Consider the following 20,722-nt stretch of genomic DNA (forward strand, 5'->3'; position numbering starts at 1 on the left):
ATTTATTCTTGTTGAAATGGATACACAGAACCTAAGTTAAGTAAGCTGGTTAGCTCATCAAGTGCCTGATAGCTTTCGGTTAAAAGCATCGGATCGGCAAAGTCGTCACTACTTAACGAGTCACGATAATGCTTATTCGCCCAATTTACTAGTTGGGTATATTTTTCTTCGCTGAATCGTACTGCCGGATTAACCGCTGCCAGTTCGTCCGAATTGAGTGCAACACGCAAGCGTAAACAAGCAGGGCCACCGCCATTTTGCATGCTTTGGCGCAAGTCAAAAAAGCGCACTTGCTGAACAGGGTTATCAGCCAAAATCATTTCTTGAATGTAATCGTGAACAGCTTGATTGCGCTGACACTCTTTAGGGGCAACCAGTATCATGCTGTCATCACTTAAGGTAATTAATTGGCTATTAAATAAATAGCTGCTTACAGCATCTGTAATGCTCACTTTATTGGTTGGCACTTCAATAATATGTAGCGGCTTGTTGCCAAGGTAGGCTTGTTTAATTTGTTTCAGCGTATCTGCTTGGTGCAAAAAGGCTTGTTCGTGGCATAAAAGTACATTGCCATTGGCCACAGCGATCACATCGTTATGAAAGACACCTTGATCTATCACATCAGGATTTTGTTGAATAAATAACTGATTTTCTGGCTTTAGCTGATGCAAACGGGCAACTGCTTGCGAAGCCTCAAGAGATTGTCTTGCAGGAAATTTAACAGGTTTTGGTAAGGCGCTATTAAAACTACTTGCCCCATAAACAAAGATCTCAAGCCCTGTATCTGCATGGCTGTCGCATAATCGATTATGATTTGCGGCGCCTTCATCACCAAAAAAGCCTTGAGCAGGTAAATGCGTATGATGGCTAAAGTAACGCTCATCGTTAAACATGGCTTTTAATAACGCTGTAGTTGTAACGGGTTCTAGCGAGCGGTGAAACTTATTATTTAAGTTAGCAGCCGTAAAGTGTACTTTGCCATCAAGGGTATCGGCTGAAGGCGAGATAGTGCCAGCATTGGCTGTCCACATTGCCGATGCACTGTAACAAGCTCGCAGTAAAACTGGGTCGGCTTTAAATGCTTTTTCAATAATCTGGCTATCGGTGCCTGTGAAGCCTAAACGCTTCAGCACATTAATGTCGGGGCGAGCATGAGGTGCAAAGATACCTTGCTCTAGTCCTAACTCGTGCATCGCCTTCATTTTTTCAAGGCCTTGAAGTACAGCCTCTTTAGGGTTTGAATGTGAAGAGGCATGACTTAGTGAAGCGACATTGCCATACGATAATCCCGCGTAATTGTGAGTAGGCCCCACTAAGCCATCAAAATTAACTTCTACTGCGTGCATACTTTGTCCATCATTTTTGTGCATGTATTTTAACCATACAGAAGTTATTTAGCTGAAGCCAGCTAACTCTAATTCGACATGACGCAAACTTTGTTGAAGGCGTTTCTGAGTGGCAATTAAATACGCTTTTTGTTTGTTCTGTTTAACTTGTTGCTGTCGTGCAGCTTTATATAACACACGCTTAGGAATGTGGTACTGCTCAGACGCTTCGGTGATTGTCAGTTGGTGCACCGAAATTTTTTTTAGCGCTTCAACAAATGCTGGGTCATTATTTAACATAGCGACGCTCCAAATCAGCAACATTATGCGGATCGTTTGCTTCATGTATATGCCATGTGCTGATGTCTAATCGCCAAAGTAGATAAAGAGTGTGAAAGAAGTTAGTCACGTTAGTCTCCTTGTTAGTGCCAGTTCACACTCACTATTGGAAGATCTGTGCCAAACCTTTATTAAATTTATATGCTTTAAAAATCAATAAGTTAACTCATGGTGGTTTGGGTACCCCTAAAATCAGGCACTAAAATAGTGAAAGGCAAATGCAGTAATGCACTTTAATGATGCGTGCTTTTATTGTTGAACGAGGAAATACGCGATGTGAAATCGCTACTACTTACTCGTATCTATTTCTCGTAGGAATGACTTTAGTCATGAATAATTAACCACTACACAAAAGTAAAACCTTGGCCGTAGGCGTGAAACTTGTTTCGCGCGCCAAGCAAGCGTGACGCCTACAGGTAGTAGCGGCTTTATGCCGCGATATTGGTTAGGTAGGGGCGATACGAGAATAAAACGCGATGTGGAATCACTGCTACATGCTCGCCCCTCACATCTCGTAACTTGAATCTTAATTTTTTGTTTCGCGCGCCAAGCAAGCGTGACGCCTACAGGTAGTAGCGGCTTTATTCCGCGACATGGGTGAGGTCGGTGCGATACGAGAATAAAACGCAATATGAAATCGCTGCTACGTGCTCGCACCTCGTTTTTCATTCCTCGTTACTCAAACCCTTCCAACACAAGCTTTCCGCGAGCTTTGTGAGATTCTAAAATCCCATGGGCTTTAATAAGGTTTGCTACGTTTATCTTACCTAAATGCTCACCCAATGTTGTTTTAATTGTGCCGTTATCAACCAAGGTGGCAAGTTCTGATAGAAGCTGATGCTGGGCAATCATATCCTCTGTTTGGAACATTGAGCGGGTATACATAAACTCCCAATGCAACGAAATACTTTTACGCTTTAACTTCAAAATATCAAAGCTTGCAGGGTCGTCGATCAGTGCCAATTTACCTTGTGGCTTGATCACTTCCATAATGCTATCAAGGTGTTGGTCGGTGTGCGTTAAGCTCACTACGTAATCAAATTCATTCAGGTCGGCCGCAAGACGTTGCTCGTTAAGGTTTTTGCTATGATCAAGCACATGATCAACACCTAAACCTTTAAGCCAGTTGGCGCTTTCTTCTCGTGCGGCGGTACCAACAACGGTTAAATTGGTAAGCTGTTTGGCAAGCTGCACTAAAATTGAGCCTACACCACCTGCAGCACCTATTACTAATACAGAGGTTGGCTTATTGTTTTGAGATTTTTCAATCTGTAAGCGGTCAAACAATAGCTCCCATGCCGTAATACTTGTTAAGGGCAGGGCGGCTGCTTCACTATTACTCAGGCTTGTTGGTGCAAGACCGACAATGCGTTCATCAACAAGTTGCAGCTCAGCATTACTGCCTTGGCGCGTTAAGTCGCCAGCATAAAACACACGGTCACCGACATTAAATAACGATACTTTGTCGCCAACAGCTTTAACCGTCCCCACGGCGTCCCAGCCAATAACTTTGTAGCCATTGTCTGGTGAAACGTTAGCGCGAATTTTAGTATCTACAGGGTTTACTGAAATTGCTTCTACGGCGACAAGAATGTCGTGACCTGTCGCAACGGGATCAGCTAATTCAATCGCTTGTAGTGATGAGTCAGATAACGTTGGGGTTGCTGTAGTGTATCCAAATGCTTTCATGATGGTGTCCGTATTGATGAGTTTTAAACACTATAGCGTATAGAATTATATTAAAAAGAGGTGTAATCCAAATTCACTTTCAAATAATTTTTGTTAATTAAGGTCACTATTTACTAAATCGAGTAATTCAATTAGTTGCAGTGCTTGTTGTTCGTTAATGCTCGGGAAGCGACAACGAATTTGCGACGGTATCTCAGCGGCTTGATCTTGCATCGCCTTGCCTTTGGCTTCGAGCTGCACGAGTCGTTTGCGTTTATCATGGCTATCCTTAGTGATTGACAACAATGCTTTATCGCTCATTTTTTTCAAAATTTGCGTCATCGCACCGCCATCTATGGCGGTTTTTTCAAGTAACTCAGCAATACTGATCTGATCTTTTTCCCACAGCGCCATCATAACTACGTACTGTGGGTAGGTTAAATCTAATTGATTGAGAGAATCTCGATACGCACGGGCAATCCCATTCGATGCCATATACAAGCGGTGGCATAGCTGGTTATCTAATTTTAGTTGTGGGTATTTCATACTCGATCCTCAAAATTCAACACGAGCATTTTAATTTGCATGCAAAGTATTTGCAATCCTGAAAAAGCTGATCTAATATATTTTGCATACAAAATATATTTTCACTCAATTAGGAGAGTAATCATGAAAGAACTACAAAGCGTCGCATACACAGCAAAAGCAACAGCAACAGGTGGCCGTGAAGGCACAGCAAAATCAGACGATGGTCGTTTAGATGTGGCACTATCAACTCCTAAAGGGTTAGGTGGTGATGATGGTCAAGGTACAAACCCTGAGCAGTTATTTGCAGCTGGTTACGCGGCTTGTTTTATCGGCGCATTAAAGTTAGTGGCAGGCCAAGCAAAAATTAAATTACCAGCAGATACTCACATTAACTCTGAAGTATCAATTGGTCCTATCGAAGGTGGTTTTGGTATTGCAGTTAAGCTTGCGGTATCGGTAGGCGATCTTGATAAAGAGACCGCTCTTGCACTGGTTAATAAAGCGCACGAAGTATGCCCATACTCAAACGCAACACGCGGTAACATTGCTGTAGAGTTATCAGTGATCTAATCGCTATTTACCAAAATAGGCCGTGCTTTATGCACGGCTTTTTTGTTTTTCAGCAATCGATTTTGCTAAATCGCCTGAACCAGTAAGTGCTGATACTAGACCTTCGCGTGGTTCACTAAATTGTATTGGTTTTATCTTACTTGCTCGGGCTGCATCGAATACCGGTATTTGGCTCATTGCGTATTCCGACAATGCGGTAATGGTTAATGATGGGTTTACCCCTAAATTACCCGGTATGATTGAGCCGTCAATAACACGTAGGTTTTGATAGCCGAACACTTCACCTGAGCTATCAACAACACCGTTAGAAGCATCAGTGCCCATGGCGACTCCACTCATTATATGCGCCGTCATTGGGGCACCAAAGAGCACTTCAGTTAAGGCTGAACCGGGCACGCCACCGAGTTTTTCGGCGTAGAGTTTGGTTGCTTCTTCTGCTTTTGGAAAACTAACGCTAAGCGGCGTGTCATTGTCTTTTTGCACCGCAGTAATGCTGTTTTTAAATAACCGATACCACTTGCGTCGCCATTCAAGGTGAATAAACGCCTCGGATTTTTGCATCACCAAAAATACAATTGAGCTGCGGGCTTTGCCTTTTGGCCGCAATACTTTAGCTGTTTTTATTGGATGGCGCAGTGTATTCACTAAAAACTTAGCAATGCGCTTGAGGCCTTTGCCTGTCACCATAGGAACGTAAGGTAAATATAGCCATGTGCCATCAGCGCCTTCTCTAAACCGGCAAATTTCAATGTTGGTGTCTTTGTCGACCGAAATAAATGAGCTGATCGCAACGCCATCATCAACTTTTTTAGTGGTATTGTTCGCGGTGGTGAGGGTTTCTGAGTTAGTGCGAATTTGCTGGCCTAGCCAAGCTGAAATATTTGGCAGTGTTTTGTCTTTATCGCGCATTTTTAAAAGCAAAGGCACAGTGCCCATCACCCCTGCGCTTAGCACGACGCCCCGTGTTGTCAGCGTATAAATATGGCTATTGCGATGGCTGGTATCTTTAATTTTAATTTTGTATCCGGCGCTGCCATCTGCATTAAGCGGGATGATTTTGATTACTTCAGAGCTAGGTCTTATCTCTACACCGTTGCGTTCTGCAAAGTACAGGTAATTTTTCATTAAAGTATTTTTGGCATTATGGCGGCAACCAATCATGCAGCTACCGCAGTAATGGCAGGTATTTCGCCTCGGACCATCGCCACTAAAGTATGGGTCGGGTAGCTCTTTTTTATAGGCTTCGCCGGGTTTTGCAAAAAGCACCCCGGTGTTCACGGTTTTGAATGAGTCGCCTTGCCCCATCTGATCAGCAATGTCTTTTAGTGTGTGATCGGCAACATTGGTATAGGTATTTTTGGCGCTACCTAACATGCGCTGTGCAAGGCCATAGTAGGGCATGAGGCTGTCTTTCCAGTCTGATTTTATCCGTGTCCAAGCAGGAGATTGAAAGACTTCATCATCAGGAATAAGGTGCACATTGGCATAAATTTGTGAGCCACCGCCAACACCAACGCCATGTAACACTGCGACTTTGCTGGTAAACGAAAATTGAATGCAGCCTTTAAGGCCAATTTCTGGCTGCCACATATAGTTTTTGATATCTAGGTTGGTCTTTGGAAACTCTTTATCTTCGCGGCGAAGACCTTTTTCAAGTACTAAAACTCGGTTACCTTTTTCGCTTAGGCGAAGCGCACTCACAGAGCCACCAAATCCCGAGCCTATAATAATTTGGTCAAAATCAAATGTGTGTTGCTGCATTGTTTTCGCCTATTGGTGTTTATTATTAATTTAGCTGATTATTAACTTACTTTTTAATTATTAGAAATCATACTTTTTTTATATTTATCCTAATGAAACCAGTCAAATGGTCTAAACTAAAGGTGATTTATAATAGTAGCAGGAAGAATCAATGCGGCAGTTAGCGTTAGCGAAAAAGTTGTTATGGCTTACAGTTGGAAGCATTTTCATAACCGTTTTTGTTTTATCAAGTGTTTTATGGTGGCAATTATCGAGCAGTAACCAAGATTTAGCTGCGCAATCAGAAAAGCTGATTGTCGCCGAAGTTGAAGAAAAGCTAGCCTCAAATGCCGTAGCGTATGGTGAACAAGTTGCAGGTTTCATAAACGAAGCCTATCGAGTACCTTACTCATTTGCAGCAATCTTAGGGGATCACGATGCAGCAGGCACCTTAACTCGAGATGCGGTGGTTGAGTTAAATCGCTCTTTGCTACAAAAAAATACTATTCTTTCATCTATTTATTCGCAATTTGAAGCAAATGCGTTTGATGGCCGAGATGCTAATTTTATTAGTGGATATGATCACTCAGTTGCTGGTGTAGGTACTTTAGAAATCTACTTTACTCGTAATAGAGATGGCAGCATAGAACAGCAGGCAGTTGACGATGCGGCTGAAAAATATGTGGATACGCTCAATGAATTTGGTCAGCGTGAAGCTGAGTGGTACTTGTGTGTAAAAGACACCAAAGTGCCATGTATTATGGAACCCTACTTATACGAAATCACCCCTGGTTATTCTGAAATGATGACCTCTTTAACTGTGCCCATTCTTCGTGATAACGAATTTATTGGTGTTGCCGGGGTTGATTTAACATTGCCTGTATTTCAAAGCATGACCGAGCAACTCTCAAAAGAATTGTATAACGGCAAAGCTCGCGTCACTTTATTAAGCTCACTCGATTTAGTGGTTGGTAGCAGCCATTACAAAGATAAGCTTGGCAGACCGTTAAAAGAGGCGGTGGCTAAAAGCACTTTAGACAATTACGTAAAAGCGAAAAAGCAAAGTGGTGTATTTAAAGTCGGTGATGAGTATTTAGTTAACTACCCAATTACCATAAAGCTTGCTAAAACACAGTGGAACTTACTGATTGAAGTACCCGCCGAGCTTGCCCTTGAAGGGCCTCAAGCGCTAGCAAATAGCATGAGTGAAAATGCCAATACACTAGGCGGTTTGATTTTGGTGACGGGTATTATTATTGCTGGTGCAGCCTTTGTGATCATGACCTTAGTGATCCGTACAATTGTGGCACCATTACAGCAGATTCAAAAGCGCGTTGATAACCTTGCTAGTGCTGAAGGTGACTTAACTCAGACCTTACATGTTGATACTCACGCTGAGCTAATTGCATTAGCAACTGGCTTTAATGCGTTTCTTGCTAAATTGCGCGATTTAATTGGTGAGCTTAAGAATGTATCAACGCAAACCAAAGAGCAGGCTCACCTAGCGACTAGTGTTGCCGTTGATACTAAGCACAACGTTCAAGCTCAATTCCAAGAAATTGAGAGCGTAGTGACCGCTATGAACGAAATGAGCGCAACAGCCCTTGAAGTTGCAAGAGCCTCAGAGCAGTCAGCGCAACAAGCCGATGAAATAAATGGGTTAGTTGTTAGCAGTGAATCGAGCTTGTCGTCTGCGGTTACCCAAGTTAAAACCATGTCGGACGAAATTAAAGAGGCTAATCAAGCGGTCGAAAAAGTTGCGGCACGCAGCAACGATATTACACAAATTTTAGATGTGATCCGAACGATTGCAGAGCAAACAAACTTACTTGCACTGAATGCTGCAATTGAAGCAGCAAGGGCTGGTGAACAAGGTCGTGGCTTTGCGGTGGTGGCTGATGAAGTAAGGGCTCTTGCTTCAAAAACGCGTTCATCAACCGATGACATCAGTGGTTTAATTGACAGCTTACAGCTAGAAGTAGGTAATGCGTCTAAGGTTATTGAACAAGGTGTTGTGCGTGCACAGACCGCGGTAGATGAAACCTCAGTTGCATTTGATGCATTACACGAAGTTGTAGTTAAAGTAGACGAAATCACGCAACAAATTACCCACATTGCAACGGCTGCAGAAGAGCAAAGCTCGGTCACAGAAGAAATAAACCGCAACCTGACGTTAATTTCAGATGCCGCATCACAACTCGCTGAGCTATCTACCCAAGCCGGTGATGGTAGCCAAACTCTTAATGCACTTGTTGCACAACAAGATGATGAGTTGAATAAGTTAAAAACGAAATAGAGAGGGAGCTATAAGTTCTAGTTGCGAGATAAGAGATGCGAGAAAAACGCGATGTGAAATCGCTGCTACAAGCTCGCATCTTGTATCTATTTATCGTAGGAATGACTTTAGTCATGAATGATTAATCACCACACAAAAGTAAACCTTGGCCGTAGGCGTGAAACGTGTTTCGTGCGCCAAGCAAGCGTGACGCCTACAGGTCGCAGCGGCTTTATGCCACGACGAAGGGTAAAAATATCGTTATGCGATGAAGTAATCGAATCTGAAATCGATTAAGGGTGGTTATACATCGCTCGTAATTGTTAGATATTTATTTTTACCAAAAGTAACGTAATAAATGGGTAAAAATAGACCCGATAGTAAGTTACTGCTCATAGTGTTCGAAACAGTTACTTTATTTGATTGAATATCTTTGACAGAAAGTTTAGGGCTAGAGCACCAATCAATGGAGAACCAGATGAATCTAGCGTCGTCAGGTATTGTGTAGTTGGTTAAAGAGTTGGGTTTGATTTTTCCGATCTTTTTAGAATCGGCCCATAAAGTGTAATCTCTAATTTTATCATGATGTTGTTTTGGTCTGGTTACTTCAATTTCCATTTGAACCTCACTAGTACCCTTTCACATATATTTTGATCAGTTGCCCTTACTTAAATTCAGGTAACTGATCTTTTCCAATCAATAATTCAATACTCCTGCTTTTTCCAGTAACTGATGTTATAAATTTCTTCTTCTTAAGAACTGAAATCATTGAATGAACACTTGAAGATGCGGTTCCAAAGTAGCGCTCAAAATCACTTTCAGCAGGCGCAATCCCATTCACTTTTGTGTAGTAATAAATAAATGCTAAATACTGACCTTGCTTTGCTGTAAACCGTGGCGACTCTTCTTTATTCATAATGAACTTTTACCCTAATCAACGATCCTTTAACTCATATAAACTTACTTAATATTGTTATGAACCGAAAGTATATTGTTGAATTATCAGAAGAAGAAAAACAAGAATTAGTAGACTATTGCAAAAAAGGCATGGTCAATGTTCGAAAGTACAAGCGGGCTGCTATTTTGTTAAAAGCTGACTGTTGTAGATATACAACAGAGCAAATATGTGAAGCTGTTCAAGTGAGTTCTTCAACCGTATTTCGAGTCAAACGCCAGTTCGTTGAAGAGAATCTAGCGGCAGCTATGAATGAAGGTGCACGAAGTGGTGCTATGAGAAAAACCTCTGCGAAAGATGAAGCAACGTTAATCGCCACAGCTTGCACTAAGCCACCAACAGGTCACGCTAGATGGACATTATCTTTACTTGGAGAGCGATTAGTTACGTTAACCGATTTAGATAGTATCTCGTATGAAACAATACGGAGGCGCCTTAAAGAGAATGCACTAAAACCATGGCAAAAAAAGATGTGGTGTGTGGCGACAATGGATGCTGAATATATCGCGCGGATGGAACATGTGCTCGAGTTGTATGCTGAGCCAGCAGACGAGTTAAACCCTATAATTAACTTTGATGAGGCGATGAAACAACTTGTAGATGATACTCGACCGGCACAACCAATGAAGCCGGGGCAGACTAAGCGGTTAGATTATGAATATAAACGTGTAGGTGTGGCCAACTTATTTGTATTCTTCGATCGCCATCGAGGGTGGCGGCATGTTAAAGCAACAGAAAGAAAGACGAAAATTGACTTTGCTAATTGTATGAGGGATTTAGTTGATCTTCATTATCCACATGCGAACAAAATAAAAGTTGTGTTAGATAACTTATCAACTCATACAGAAGGAGCGTTGTATAAAGCATTTTCTCCACAGGAAGCACGGCGGATTTTAAATAAACTAGAATTACATTACACACCAAAACACGCAAGTTGGTTGAATATGGTCGAGATAGAGATTGGCAATATGAATAAGCAATGTTTAGATAGACGTATAGCAAGTATGGAAGAACTAAAGACAGAACTCGCGGCCTGGGAATGGAGCCGGAATAAAGAAAGAACAAGTATAAACTGGATGTTTAATGTTGAATTAGCTCGTGAAAAACTTCAGAGGGCTTATGGTGCCCTCAACTAGTCAGAACTTGTGTGATGAAGTACTAGGATAGTAATTCCATTAAACTTAACGGGCTTATAGCTCGTTTTCTTCCATATTCAGTGTATTTTTATCAGAGCCGTTAATTAATTACTAGTCGTATAGTGCAAAGAAACTTAAGCTCATGCTCGCACCTCGCACCTCGCACCTCGCACCTCGCACCTCATTTATCGTAGGAATGACTTTAGTCATGAATGATTAATCACCACACAAAAGTAAACCTTGGCCGTAGGCGTGAAGCGTGTTTCGTGCGCCAAGCAAGCGTGACGCTTGTCTTCTGTGACTTAACAACTTGATTGTCTGCTATTCATACAATTTATTAGACTAATAGTTAATGTGTTTGAAAAATAACCTTTAGCTTACTCTTTCAAAGCATTTTTTATAAATAAAGCTATTTATATCAATGTATTAAATTTATTTTCGGATGCTCTCAGTTTATTAAAAACACCTATTTTATAAATTCATACCCTACCTTTTGCCTAATCGTGTTTTACGTCAGGCTGCTTTACCCTAACTGCATAATAAAAACTCACACAATTTTTCAAGATAGGTAGTAGGAGAACTTATGAATAAGAAGCAACAAAGCTATCAAGATCTTCATAAACCCAGCAGTGAATTTTCGAGTCGTGACGAATACCTTGAACACGAATTACAAATTATGCAGCCTAAGCGTTGGCGTCCAAATTTACCATTTCGTGACTATCGGTTTGAATTAGAAGACTCTATCCCTGCCATGGCAGGGACCATAGGCAAGGTGGTCATGGTGGGTGCAATTGCTGCAACATTTGCAGCGCCATTGGGCTTAGGTGAAGGCTTTATTTTAGAAAACGTGCGTTATGAGCTGTTAATTGTATCGATCTTCATTTTATTATTTTCGGGCTTCTTTTTACCAACAGCAAACTTAGCGGGTACGCATGGGCCGCTTATTCCTTTGATCCCGATAGTGGTGGCAGCGGGTGGTCACCCAATGGCCTTCGGTTTACTGATAGGGGCGTTTGGCCTATTACTGGCGCTTAGTAAAGGCGGGAGTTTACTGGCGGGGTTAACCAGCCGAGGCGTGTGTGGCGGTTTACTGCTTTACCTTGGCTTTATTGGTACGATTTCACAGGTTAAAAAGCTGTTTGCATGGGCTGAAGGCATTGATATGACCCATATTGCTTTCATTGTAATTTTATCGACTATCGTGTTGTACGCCTTACTTGAGCACTACAAAAAACGTTGGTTAGCCGTGCCATTAAGTTGCTTGCTTGGCGGTTTAATTGCATTTTTACTAGGGGCGCCGTTTGAGTTTAAAACAGCACCGGGTTTACCAAATATGAACCCAATGTATTGGTGGGGTGAAAATACCGGTTGGATGCTGGGATTACCAACCCTAGAGAGCTTTGTAGTGGTCTTGCCATTCGCGGTGCTTGCGGTTGCCATGTGGTCACCTGACTTTTTAGGACATCAAGTATTCCAAAAAATTAGTTACCCAGAACGCACTGAAAAAGTACAAATGAACATTGACGATACCATGTTTAGTGCTTCAATCCGCCAGACATTTGGTTCATTGTTAGGCGGCTCTAACTTTACCTCGTCATGGGGAACCTACATCGTGCCAGCAGCTATCGCTAAACGCCCAATTCCTGCGGGAGCGGTGTTAACAGCATTATTTTGTATCATTGCCAGTATTTGGGGCTACCCAATGGATTTAGCTATTTGGCAACCTGTGTTATGCGTCGCTTTGATTGTCGGTGTGTTTATCCCACTTCTTGAAGCTGGCATGGAAATGACCCGTGAAGGTAAAACTACGCAATCAGCTGCTATTGTGGTGTTTTCCTCGACCTTAGTGAACCCTGCATTTGGCTGGTCATTAACTATGTTGCTCGACAATCTGGGCTTAATTGGTTGTAAAGAGCGAAGCTCTGAGCTGTCTCCTATGAGCCGCTGGATTATTCCATTAGTGATGTTTGTTATCTTAACAAGCGTGATGGCAATGGTAGGTATGCTGCCAGGTATCCCGGCATTAATGTCAGACTTTAGACATTAATAAATGAGGGTAAGGTGATAAGCGCCTTACCCTTTAATATTTTTTTATAAGTGTGAACATCATACCAATAAGCTGCTCAGTCATCGGTTTCGACATTGGCCTGTGTAAATAACTTCTTAAACCAGTAAATTGAATCTGAAATAAACGAGCATATTCTAGCGCACTATGAGTGTTGGGTAGTTCACCACGCTGTTGTGCAATATCAAATAGAGTCGATAAGTCGTATTCAAACTGCTGCAAAAGGTCATCGGTTAATGTTTTAAGTTTAGGCTGAGTGTGATCGAACTCAGTACTTGCTTTGATTAACATACATACTTCACATCCATCTTCAGCACTTTCAAGTACCGTAACAACAAATGCATGTAAGCCATCAAGTACCGTTTCGCTATTCTCAATATGGCTCGCTAGCAACAGCTGAAGTTGCGTAGCATAGACTTTTAAAGACTCTGAATATAAACCTTCTTTTGAACCAAACGCTGAATAAATACTGCCCGGGCGCATATCAATGACCGTTTGAAGATCACGGGTAGATGTCGTAGAAAAACCATTTTTCCAAAATAGCATTTGCGCCTTCGTGATTACTTCATCGCGATTGAATTTAACTTTATTGACCATGACGAATACCAAAATTGAGCAGTTGTTCAATTTTAACTTGAACAACTGCTCAAAAACAACTAGGCTAATCATAAATCTTAGTCAGACACGATAGGAGATAACATGAAAAACTTTGAACTCTACACAAAAGAAACCGCGCCAGAGGCCTCAAAAGCACTTATCGATAACTCAGTATCAGCCTTTGGTATGTTGCCAAATTTACATGCCGTGATGGCAGAGGCACCTACACTACTTGAAGGTTACCAAGTGCTTCATGAGTTATTTCAAAAAACATCGTTTAATGCTCAAGAGCTGACAGTTGTTTGGCAAACAATTAATGTTGAACATAATTGTCATTATTGTGTACCTGCACATAGTGCAATCGCTGCGAGTATGAAGGTTGATCAAGAGATTGTTGATGCGTTAGTTAATAAAACTCCACTTGCTGATCCCAAGTTAGAAACTTTAAGAAATACAACCTTAGCAATGACGCGAAACCGAGGTGTAATTGACGAAAGTGAGTTAGAAGAGTTTTACAGTGCGGGTTATGGAAATCAGCAATTATTAGAAATTGTTCTAGGTTTAGCACAAAAAGTGATGAGTAATTATACGAACCATTTAGCTGATACGCCTGTTGATCAGCCGTTTAAAAAATTTATTAAGTAATAAATAAAGCACGGCTATATACCCAAACCACCTCAAGGTGCGAGTTTCTGCATCTTGAGGTGGTTTGGGCATAGCTTACTTAAACTTAACCGTTTTTTCGCTGCGGGTGTAAGTTCGGGTATCGGGTTTTGTCCATTGACCTTTTTTAAGGTAAGAGGTCGACACTACAAAGCTGTTATCTTTAAACTCGCTTGTCGATTTGACTTTAGTGATCCCATCTTTATTACCCGTTACATTTTCATAAGCAACAAACTGAGTAGGGCTAAGTACATTCATAGTGCCTTGGGTGTAAAACCCAGCTGTAGTGAAGTAATAAAACACCAAAGACTGCTTTTTATTGTCCCAAAAAATCATCGACTCACCACCATATTCACCTTCATTGATAGAGTGAATGGTTTTAATAGCCGTGCCATTGAGCGCGCGTTGCCAGGTACTCACATCTTGCACCGCAGGTTTACCTGCTGCGACATTAAAGTCTGACTGCCACGTGCCTAAGTAAGGTTCAAACACTTTTAGCTTGTCATCAAGTTGTTGCTCTGCTGCCATAACAGAAAGCGAACACAGGCAGATTGATAGTAAAAGTGATTTTAGGTATGCCATAATAGCGCCCCGATAAAATTAATTTGTTTTGCACAGTATAGGTGATACTTCGTTGATTAAGAAAACATTAATTACATTTTCATTGTTGTTTTTAGCGCTGCTATGGCTGACATCATGGCAACTTAATATTACCTACTTTATTGCAGGCACTTACAGTGTAGCGAGCTTAGTAAGCTTTTTGGTGTATGGCTGGGATAAACGTTTAGCAATGCAACATGGCGAGCATGTGATAAGAGTACCTGAGCGTACACTGCATATTTTAGGGTTAATCGGCGGTTGGCCAGGTTCATTCATTGCACAGCAATGGTTAAGACACAAATCTAAAAAACGTAGTTTTATTGCCGTACTTTGGTTAACAGTTATTGTTAATTGTAGTGCGGTATGGTCGCTGTATTATTTTAAGTTAATTTAAAAGAAGATCAAAAAAGGAAAGCAGTCGCTTTCCTTTTTTGTTAAAACCACTTATTGAGCAGCTTGAATTGATTCAATGCTATCAAGTTCAATTGTTAGAATTGTTTTCTTATCAACAACAACCCATTTGCGGTAAGTTAAGTAACCTGGCTTGGTTACTTCAATGTCGTACTTACCTTCATCAAGTTCAATACCATCTTCATAAACAGGTTTAATATTCATAATACGAACGCGCGCATCATCAGGTGTTGTGACTACCGTTAATGAAATTACAGGTACTTCTTCTACCACTTCAGCTACAGGCTCTACAATTGGCTCTGGCTCCGGTGAAACTTCTGTAGTTGATGAGCAGCCCGCTAGTATTACTAACGCACAAGCCAGACTTAATTTTTTCATAATTACTCCATTTAATTACACTATTTAGTAAACGTGAAAGAAGAAGAGTGGTGTTTTCAAAAGTAAAACTTTGCAAAATTGCTCTTCTCTGACGCTTGATTATTTAAGTTACTGAGTTAGAGGGTATTTTCTAGACTCTTCCGTATTTCTTCACTGCGTTCAACTAGCTTCTCTGCCGTTCGGTACATTTTTACTTTCATTAAGCTGCTTGCCATAGAAATATACGTTGTCGCTATCTGATCTTTGATCATTAAAATAGGCTCAAATGATTCAGGGAAAATTTCTGCTTCTTTGCTAAATGACTCATCAAATTCGATAAGCTGCTTATAGTCTGAAACATTAGCTAGTTGAGAGCTAAACTTTGCTAACTTTTCTTGATAAAAAATCTTTGCGTCATCGTCAGGGTAACTGACTGTGATCCCCTCACTGATTTTTTTCTTATATTCAGCTAAAGCGATCATGGCTGACTCTTTTTTCCTCAACGCAGTAACGAGTGGCTCAAGTTCTGAAGTATTTGAAAAAACTAATTCACCTACATCAAGTAGCCTTTTCTGTGTAACGAAATCCTCGTTTTCAATCGAGCTTAAAACAGCTAGTTTGAAATTATCTATGTGTTCTTGGTTGGGTGTGTATACAAAACTAGAATCAATAATGTTTATTTGAGATACAAGGCTATCTATATTATTGTCACCGCTCTCGGTATACCTCGATTGCGATAAAAGTACATCCAGACGATAGCTAAGATCAGAAAGGATCGACTGCCTTTCAGTAAGTAAACTTTCGAGTTTATTACTTAGTGTTTCAGAATCAGGGTAGACCTTTTTCGCTTCGTCATAGATATGAATAGCTTCATCATACGCTCTTGTATTTATGGAAGTTCGTGGTAAATCTTCAACCTGCTGAGAAAATTTTTCTACGATTTTATTTTGATGGACAGCTAAAAGCCCTTCTTTTAAAACTTTATATTGTGGAGGTATTTCATTTAGGCGTTGTGGTAAGCCATCACTAGACCAACCCATCCATGTTTCAAGTTGTTCAACTTTTGCGAGCGAGTTCTGATAGTTTGCTTCAATCAATTGCTGTGTATCACTTTGAGAGAAGTAAAGGTAACCAGCACCGCCAAGAAGTAAAGCGTAGCAAGCTGCATGGATAAATAGAGTGGTTCTATTATTGTTTAGTTCGGACCTAATTTCGGACAATGATTTAGGACGATTTGCAGCATCAAGTGAAATGCATTTTTTGAGTTTGAGCCAAACACTGATAGAGCAATTGCTTGGTTTCTTGACACTTGTATCTTTTGCTACTTGATTTGCAGCGACTCTATTGTACGGATGCTTGCTTGTTAATAACTCAAATACGAGGCAGCCAAATGCAAATACATCGTCTTTGGCGGAAGGTTTGCCTCCATTTAATTGCTCAGGACTCGCATAAGTAGGAGTATATCCATTGCTATTAGGTTGTTCATCTTTAGCTGGAGCTGCATATTTATCTTCATGTAGATTTGTCTTTGCAATTCCAAAATCCAAGATTTTTAAGTTTCCTTGTGAGTCAAGAATTATGTTTGAAGGCTTTAAATCACTATGAACTATTCCCTTAGAATGGGCATAAGTAAGGGCATCGATTAGCTGATTTATGATAGGCTTAGCTCTTTTTTGAGATAAACCACTGGGTTTATTTCTTTTAATTAATTGCTCAAGAGTTTCACCTTCAATCCATTCCATTACTACAAAATGGTACATGTCACTTGATGCAGCAGAAAAAACTCTCACAATGTTAGGATGAGAGAGAGCGCGAGTTTTAATAGTCTCATCTTTCAACAACAATAACGCATCTTCAGAGTCAGCTAGCTCTGGATGTAATACTTTTATTGCTACAATATCATCTTGATTAGAATGAGTATTTAGATAGGTGTCTCGTGCTCGGTAAATATAACCCATCCCACCTTCGCCAATTAATTCTTCAATTAAATAGCGTTTTGCGAGTGTTTTACCAATTAGATGAAGCTTGCTTTCTTTTTGTATTGCATTTTTATTTTTTATTGAGGCAATACGTGTTTTATCGTTTTCAGAAGTCATTATAATTCCTTTTTATAAAATCAATCTCCTTTTGACTGGTGCATATTTTACAAAAAATACACCAATAAGCAATCATTCAGTTTATATTAATGAAATAGTACTTAAGGTTTGGTTTTTAAGTGGGTACTACTTTATGTTCTTTTATTTTGTTTTTTGAAATTATTTTAAATTTCAAATTTGGGTATTTTTGCGCGTTGACTTTATTCCGTGAAGTATTTTATCCTATTAGAATGTTTGTATTTATGGGACTAACAATCAAATGGAAGTGATTCTAAATGTTACCAGTTATCACAGGCTGTCTCCTGAGATAGATGCGAAAAAAGTAGTAAAAAATGAATTAACTTTTGGTCGTTCAGAACAGTGTGATTGGTATTTACCTGATCCTGAAAAAGTAATATCTGGCCGTCATGGCAAAATCGTAAAAGAAACTGATGGCTTTTATGTATATGACTACTCAACCAATGGACTATTTGTAAACTTTTCTGTATCTCCTTTAGGTAAAGAAAATAAGCACCGCCTTAGTGATGGTGATGTTTTCACTATTGGTGACTATCAAATTGAATCTACAATCCAGCAAGCTAATCAACCACAAGGTTTTGAGTCGCAAATCAACTCATTTAACCCATTACAGCCTGAATTAAAGAGCTCAACTGAAGATTTTAGTGGCTCTGCTGAGCGACAAGTAGCTCATGACAGTTCAAATGTGCTGGAAGAGGCAATAGTAGCGCCTACTTTTACGGAAGCACCGAGTGATAATATCGACATATTTTCACAACAAAGCCTGAGTCAACCCATTCCAGAGGATTGGGATGAACTCGCACAACTTTCAGCTACGGCAGAAGAAAAAGAAAATAGCGTGCCTGTATTACCGGCAGAAGAGCCTGTAATTAGCACTCCAGCAGTTAACGATAGTAAGCCGTTTAATAATGGCAATAGTGCAATTGCTGCAAATAACGCCTCTGTTAGCGCACCTGTAAAAGATAATCAAATTCCTAACTCATCGAAGTTAATCTCTTCATTTTTAAATGGCTTAAGTGTCAATGAAAAGCTATCAGCGGAGCTGCAAAATGAAGACACATGGCAGCGTATGGGGGAATGCTTTAAGCTTTTCCTTGAAGGCTCGATGGATTTGATTCGCCAGCGAACAAATATTAAGAATCAACTTAAATTGAATCACACAACGTTTAAAGTTGAACAGAATAATCCACTTAAGTTTTCAGCAACCATTGATGATGTAATGCAGAATCTTTTTGTTCGCAATAGTGCAAGTTTTTTGCCAGCAAATGAAGCAATTAAAGAAAGCTTTGTTGATACAAAACTTCACGAGCAAGGGTTATTAGCAGGTGCAACAGGGGCACTTAATGGTCTTTTAGAACAATTATCACCCGATGGCATAAAAGCACAAAGCAATAATGGTGGGTTGCTTAGTTCATTGCCTGCTTATGGTGGTGCTTCTAGCTGGCGTATATATAACGAATTGTATGCTGATATTACAGATGATGTTAAAGCTAAAGGCGTTTTAGCATTTTCTGATGATTTTCTGAAGGCGTACAATGGTGGAAATTAGCTGTATTACAATGAAGGAATAATGCAATGTTGAAGTTCAAGCTTACCTTTGTAGGTGCTTTATGGGTATTTTTAACAGCCTGTACAACAGTAAATAAGTTTGTGCCCCCATCTACTGATTTAAATATTTCAGTGGCCTCAGATGTGAATCCAGATATCTCTGATCGTCCTTCACCTGTTGTTTACAAAGTGTTTGAACTGAGCTCTCGCACCATTTTCGATACGCAAGATTTTTTTAGTTTGTATGAAAATCCTGAAGCAGTACTTGGGCCTGATCTTCTAAAAAAAGATGAGCTAGAGCTACAGCCTGGTTCAACAATTGAATATAAAATGAATTTAAATAGAAACACTCGCTTTGTTGGTGTTGTAGTCGCTTATAGAGATATTGAAAAAGCCCGTTGGCGCGCGGTAATAGAGGTTGATCCAACAGGCTATGATGACATTGACGTAAATGTTGAGTCGTTAGCTGTATATATGAAAGATTAAAGGAATAAACATGAGTGATTACACGCGGGTCGCATGGACAGAAGGAATGTTCTTAAGACCTCAGCACTTTCAACAGGCAGATAAGCATGTTTCTAGTGTAATTAGAAGAGTTATAGAGGGCACTGTTCCTGATTCATGGGGAGTAATAGAGCTTGAGATTAATAGTGAGCTACTTGTAACAGGCCAATTTGCCATTGATAAGTTGTCTGCTATTTCAGCAGACTTATGCCCAATTCAGATGCCCGGCGATGAATACCTTCCTGAGCCTTTGATTGTAGCTAAAAGTGCCTATGATGAAATAGTATGCCTTGCAATACCGGCTCTGAAAGGAAGTGGCATTAATCTATCTTCTAAAGACGACGAATTGGTGACACGTTACCGAGTTGCAGATTTATCAGTAAGTGATGACAGTTTAGGCTCTCAAGCTCAAGAAATGATTCAAGTTGCTAAGCTTCATAGTAGACTGATGTTAATGTCTGATGATACATCAGGTTATGTCTTGCTGCCGCTTGCAAGAATTACAGAAGTGACTAGTGAAGGGGCAATTAAACTTGACTCTAAGTATGTTCCGCCAAGCCTCTATGTTAGCAGTAATAAGCCTTTAACAGCGCTTGTCAGAGAAGTATCAGGCTTAATTAAGCAACGTGCTGAAAGTATTGCAGTGAGGCTGTGCCAAGGGTATGCAGGTAGTACATCAGTGGCCGATTTTCTGATGCTACAAACTCTTAATAAATATGATGCAGTTTTTCAAAGCTTATTAACGCATTCACGTGTTCATCCGCGAGAGCTTTACACGCGACTAATTGAGCTTGCAGGAGAACTTGCAACTTTTAGTGCTGTTAACAAGCGGGTACCGCAACTTCCTAAATATGACCATACAAATTTACAGTTTGTTTTTGCAGAAGTTGTGAACTTCCTCTATCAATCATTAAGTCAGGTGATTGAACAAACAGCCACTGAAGTTAAATTAGAACAAAGCAAATTTGGTATCTCATTTGGTGCATTAAGAGATAAGTCGATACTTGACTCTGCTCAATTTGTACTCGCAGTTAAAGCGAGTATTCCGCATGAAGAGTTAAGAAAGCTATTACCTTCGCAAATTAAGATTGGTAGCGTTGAGTCGATCCGAGATTTAGTAAATAACCAATTGCCAGGGATCTCAATTAATGGCTTACCTACGGCTCCACGTCAAGTGCCTTACCATGCTGGGTATCATTATTTTGAGCTCAATAAAAACAGTGAACATTGGAGCAAACTCAAATCAAGCGGTGGTATCGCTATTCATTTGTCGGGCAACTACCCTGATTTAAACTTAATTCTTTGGGCAATTAGAAGCTAAAAAGGA

Annotated in this window: 19 protein-coding genes; 9 read left to right on the plus strand and 10 right to left on the minus strand. The window is 40.4% G+C overall.

What is annotated here, in order from left to right; translation table 11 throughout:
* Nucleotides 1-2: 2 nt before the first annotated feature.
* The 4 genes from astB to IRQ78_RS02660 all read right to left on the minus strand — a co-directional run bounded on the left by astB (nucleotide 3) and on the right by IRQ78_RS02660 (nucleotide 3,878).
* Complete coding sequence (gene astB / locus IRQ78_RS02645) at nucleotides 3-1,346, minus strand: N-succinylarginine dihydrolase (protein ID WP_194441271.1); 1,344 nt, start codon at nucleotides 1,344-1,346, stop codon at nucleotides 3-5.
* A gap of 48 nt (nucleotides 1,347-1,394) precedes the next feature.
* Nucleotides 1,395-1,625 (minus strand): helix-turn-helix domain-containing protein, encoded by a 231-nt coding sequence (locus IRQ78_RS02650; RefSeq protein ID WP_138617797.1) that lies wholly within the window; start codon nucleotides 1,623-1,625, stop codon nucleotides 1,395-1,397.
* A gap of 714 nt (nucleotides 1,626-2,339) precedes the next feature.
* Nucleotides 2,340-3,353, minus strand: a complete 1,014-nt coding sequence (locus IRQ78_RS02655; protein ID WP_194441272.1) for a zinc-binding alcohol dehydrogenase family protein — start codon at nucleotides 3,351-3,353, stop codon at nucleotides 2,340-2,342.
* A gap of 93 nt (nucleotides 3,354-3,446) precedes the next feature.
* The gene (locus IRQ78_RS02660; RefSeq protein ID WP_054553603.1) at nucleotides 3,447-3,878 is read right to left on the minus strand and encodes a MarR family winged helix-turn-helix transcriptional regulator; all 432 of its coding nucleotides are present in this window, start codon (nucleotides 3,876-3,878) and stop codon (nucleotides 3,447-3,449) included.
* A 123-nt stretch (nucleotides 3,879-4,001) separates the two neighbouring features.
* Here IRQ78_RS02660 and IRQ78_RS02665 point away from each other — a divergent pair, with 123 nt between their 5' ends.
* Nucleotides 4,002-4,430, plus strand: coding sequence for an organic hydroperoxide resistance protein (locus IRQ78_RS02665; protein ID WP_194441273.1), 429 nt, complete (start codon nucleotides 4,002-4,004; stop codon nucleotides 4,428-4,430).
* Between the two features lie 27 nt (nucleotides 4,431-4,457).
* Here the strand turns inward: IRQ78_RS02665 and IRQ78_RS02670 are convergent, their stop codons facing one another.
* Nucleotides 4,458-6,191 (minus strand): GMC family oxidoreductase, encoded by a 1,734-nt coding sequence (locus tag IRQ78_RS02670; protein ID WP_194441274.1) that lies wholly within the window; start codon nucleotides 6,189-6,191, stop codon nucleotides 4,458-4,460.
* A gap of 151 nt (nucleotides 6,192-6,342) precedes the next feature.
* Here IRQ78_RS02670 and IRQ78_RS02675 point away from each other — a divergent pair, with 151 nt between their 5' ends.
* On the plus strand, nucleotides 6,343-8,466 hold the full coding sequence (locus tag IRQ78_RS02675) for a methyl-accepting chemotaxis protein (RefSeq protein WP_054553606.1): 2,124 nt from the start codon (nucleotides 6,343-6,345) through the stop codon (nucleotides 8,464-8,466).
* Between the two features lie 643 nt (nucleotides 8,467-9,109).
* On the opposite strand, the gene IRQ78_RS02680 is transcribed toward IRQ78_RS02675, so the two are convergent.
* On the minus strand, nucleotides 9,110-9,361 hold the full coding sequence (locus IRQ78_RS02680; RefSeq protein WP_138602336.1) for a LexA family protein: 252 nt from the start codon (nucleotides 9,359-9,361) through the stop codon (nucleotides 9,110-9,112).
* Nucleotides 9,362-9,420: 59 nt separating this feature from the next.
* Between IRQ78_RS02680 and IRQ78_RS02685 the strand changes: the two genes are divergently transcribed.
* The gene (locus IRQ78_RS02685; protein WP_194441275.1) at nucleotides 9,421-10,536 is read left to right on the plus strand and encodes an IS630 family transposase; all 1,116 of its coding nucleotides are present in this window, start codon (nucleotides 9,421-9,423) and stop codon (nucleotides 10,534-10,536) included.
* A gap of 583 nt (nucleotides 10,537-11,119) precedes the next feature.
* A complete protein-coding gene (locus IRQ78_RS02690) occupies nucleotides 11,120-12,583 on the plus strand; it encodes a DUF3360 family protein (RefSeq protein ID WP_194441276.1) in 1,464 nt (487 codons plus the stop codon).
* 33 nt (nucleotides 12,584-12,616) lie between these two features.
* Here the strand turns inward: IRQ78_RS02690 and IRQ78_RS02695 are convergent, their stop codons facing one another.
* Complete coding sequence (locus tag IRQ78_RS02695; RefSeq protein ID WP_194441277.1) at nucleotides 12,617-13,198, minus strand: TetR/AcrR family transcriptional regulator; 582 nt, start codon at nucleotides 13,196-13,198, stop codon at nucleotides 12,617-12,619.
* Nucleotides 13,199-13,300: 102 nt separating this feature from the next.
* On the opposite strand from IRQ78_RS02695, the gene IRQ78_RS02700 reads away from it, so the two are divergent.
* The gene (locus tag IRQ78_RS02700; RefSeq protein ID WP_194441278.1) at nucleotides 13,301-13,843 is read left to right on the plus strand and encodes a carboxymuconolactone decarboxylase family protein; all 543 of its coding nucleotides are present in this window, start codon (nucleotides 13,301-13,303) and stop codon (nucleotides 13,841-13,843) included.
* A gap of 75 nt (nucleotides 13,844-13,918) precedes the next feature.
* On the opposite strand, the gene IRQ78_RS02705 is transcribed toward IRQ78_RS02700, so the two are convergent.
* Nucleotides 13,919-14,443 (minus strand): hypothetical protein, encoded by a 525-nt coding sequence (locus IRQ78_RS02705; RefSeq protein WP_054553611.1) that lies wholly within the window; start codon nucleotides 14,441-14,443, stop codon nucleotides 13,919-13,921.
* Nucleotides 14,444-14,495: 52 nt separating this feature from the next.
* Here IRQ78_RS02705 and IRQ78_RS02710 point away from each other — a divergent pair, with 52 nt between their 5' ends.
* Nucleotides 14,496-14,855, plus strand: coding sequence for a DUF1294 domain-containing protein (locus IRQ78_RS02710; RefSeq protein WP_194441279.1), 360 nt, complete (start codon nucleotides 14,496-14,498; stop codon nucleotides 14,853-14,855).
* Between the two features lie 50 nt (nucleotides 14,856-14,905).
* Here the strand turns inward: IRQ78_RS02710 and IRQ78_RS02715 are convergent, their stop codons facing one another.
* Nucleotides 14,906-15,250, minus strand: a complete 345-nt coding sequence (locus IRQ78_RS02715; protein ID WP_138618862.1) for a PEGA domain-containing protein — start codon at nucleotides 15,248-15,250, stop codon at nucleotides 14,906-14,908.
* Between the two features lie 116 nt (nucleotides 15,251-15,366).
* A complete protein-coding gene (locus IRQ78_RS02720; protein WP_194441280.1) occupies nucleotides 15,367-17,325 on the minus strand; it encodes a serine/threonine-protein kinase in 1,959 nt (652 codons plus the stop codon).
* A gap of 259 nt (nucleotides 17,326-17,584) precedes the next feature.
* Here IRQ78_RS02720 and tagH point away from each other — a divergent pair, with 259 nt between their 5' ends.
* Genes tagH through tssK form a run of 3 tightly spaced genes read left to right on the plus strand, consistent with a single transcriptional unit; the run spans nucleotide 17,585 to nucleotide 20,716 of the window.
* Complete coding sequence (gene tagH / locus IRQ78_RS02725) at nucleotides 17,585-18,892, plus strand: type VI secretion system-associated FHA domain protein TagH (protein WP_138618866.1); 1,308 nt, start codon at nucleotides 17,585-17,587, stop codon at nucleotides 18,890-18,892.
* Between the two features lie 26 nt (nucleotides 18,893-18,918).
* Nucleotides 18,919-19,377, plus strand: a complete 459-nt coding sequence (tssJ, locus tag IRQ78_RS02730) for a type VI secretion system lipoprotein TssJ (RefSeq protein ID WP_138618868.1) — start codon at nucleotides 18,919-18,921, stop codon at nucleotides 19,375-19,377.
* Nucleotides 19,378-19,387: 10 nt separating this feature from the next.
* Nucleotides 19,388-20,716, plus strand: coding sequence for a type VI secretion system baseplate subunit TssK (gene tssK, locus IRQ78_RS02735; protein ID WP_194441281.1), 1,329 nt, complete (start codon nucleotides 19,388-19,390; stop codon nucleotides 20,714-20,716).
* Nucleotides 20,717-20,722 lie beyond the last annotated feature (6 nt).

This window comes from Pseudoalteromonas simplex (assembly GCF_015278155.1).
GTDB classification, from domain to species: domain Bacteria; phylum Pseudomonadota; class Gammaproteobacteria; order Enterobacterales; family Alteromonadaceae; genus Pseudoalteromonas; species Pseudoalteromonas simplex.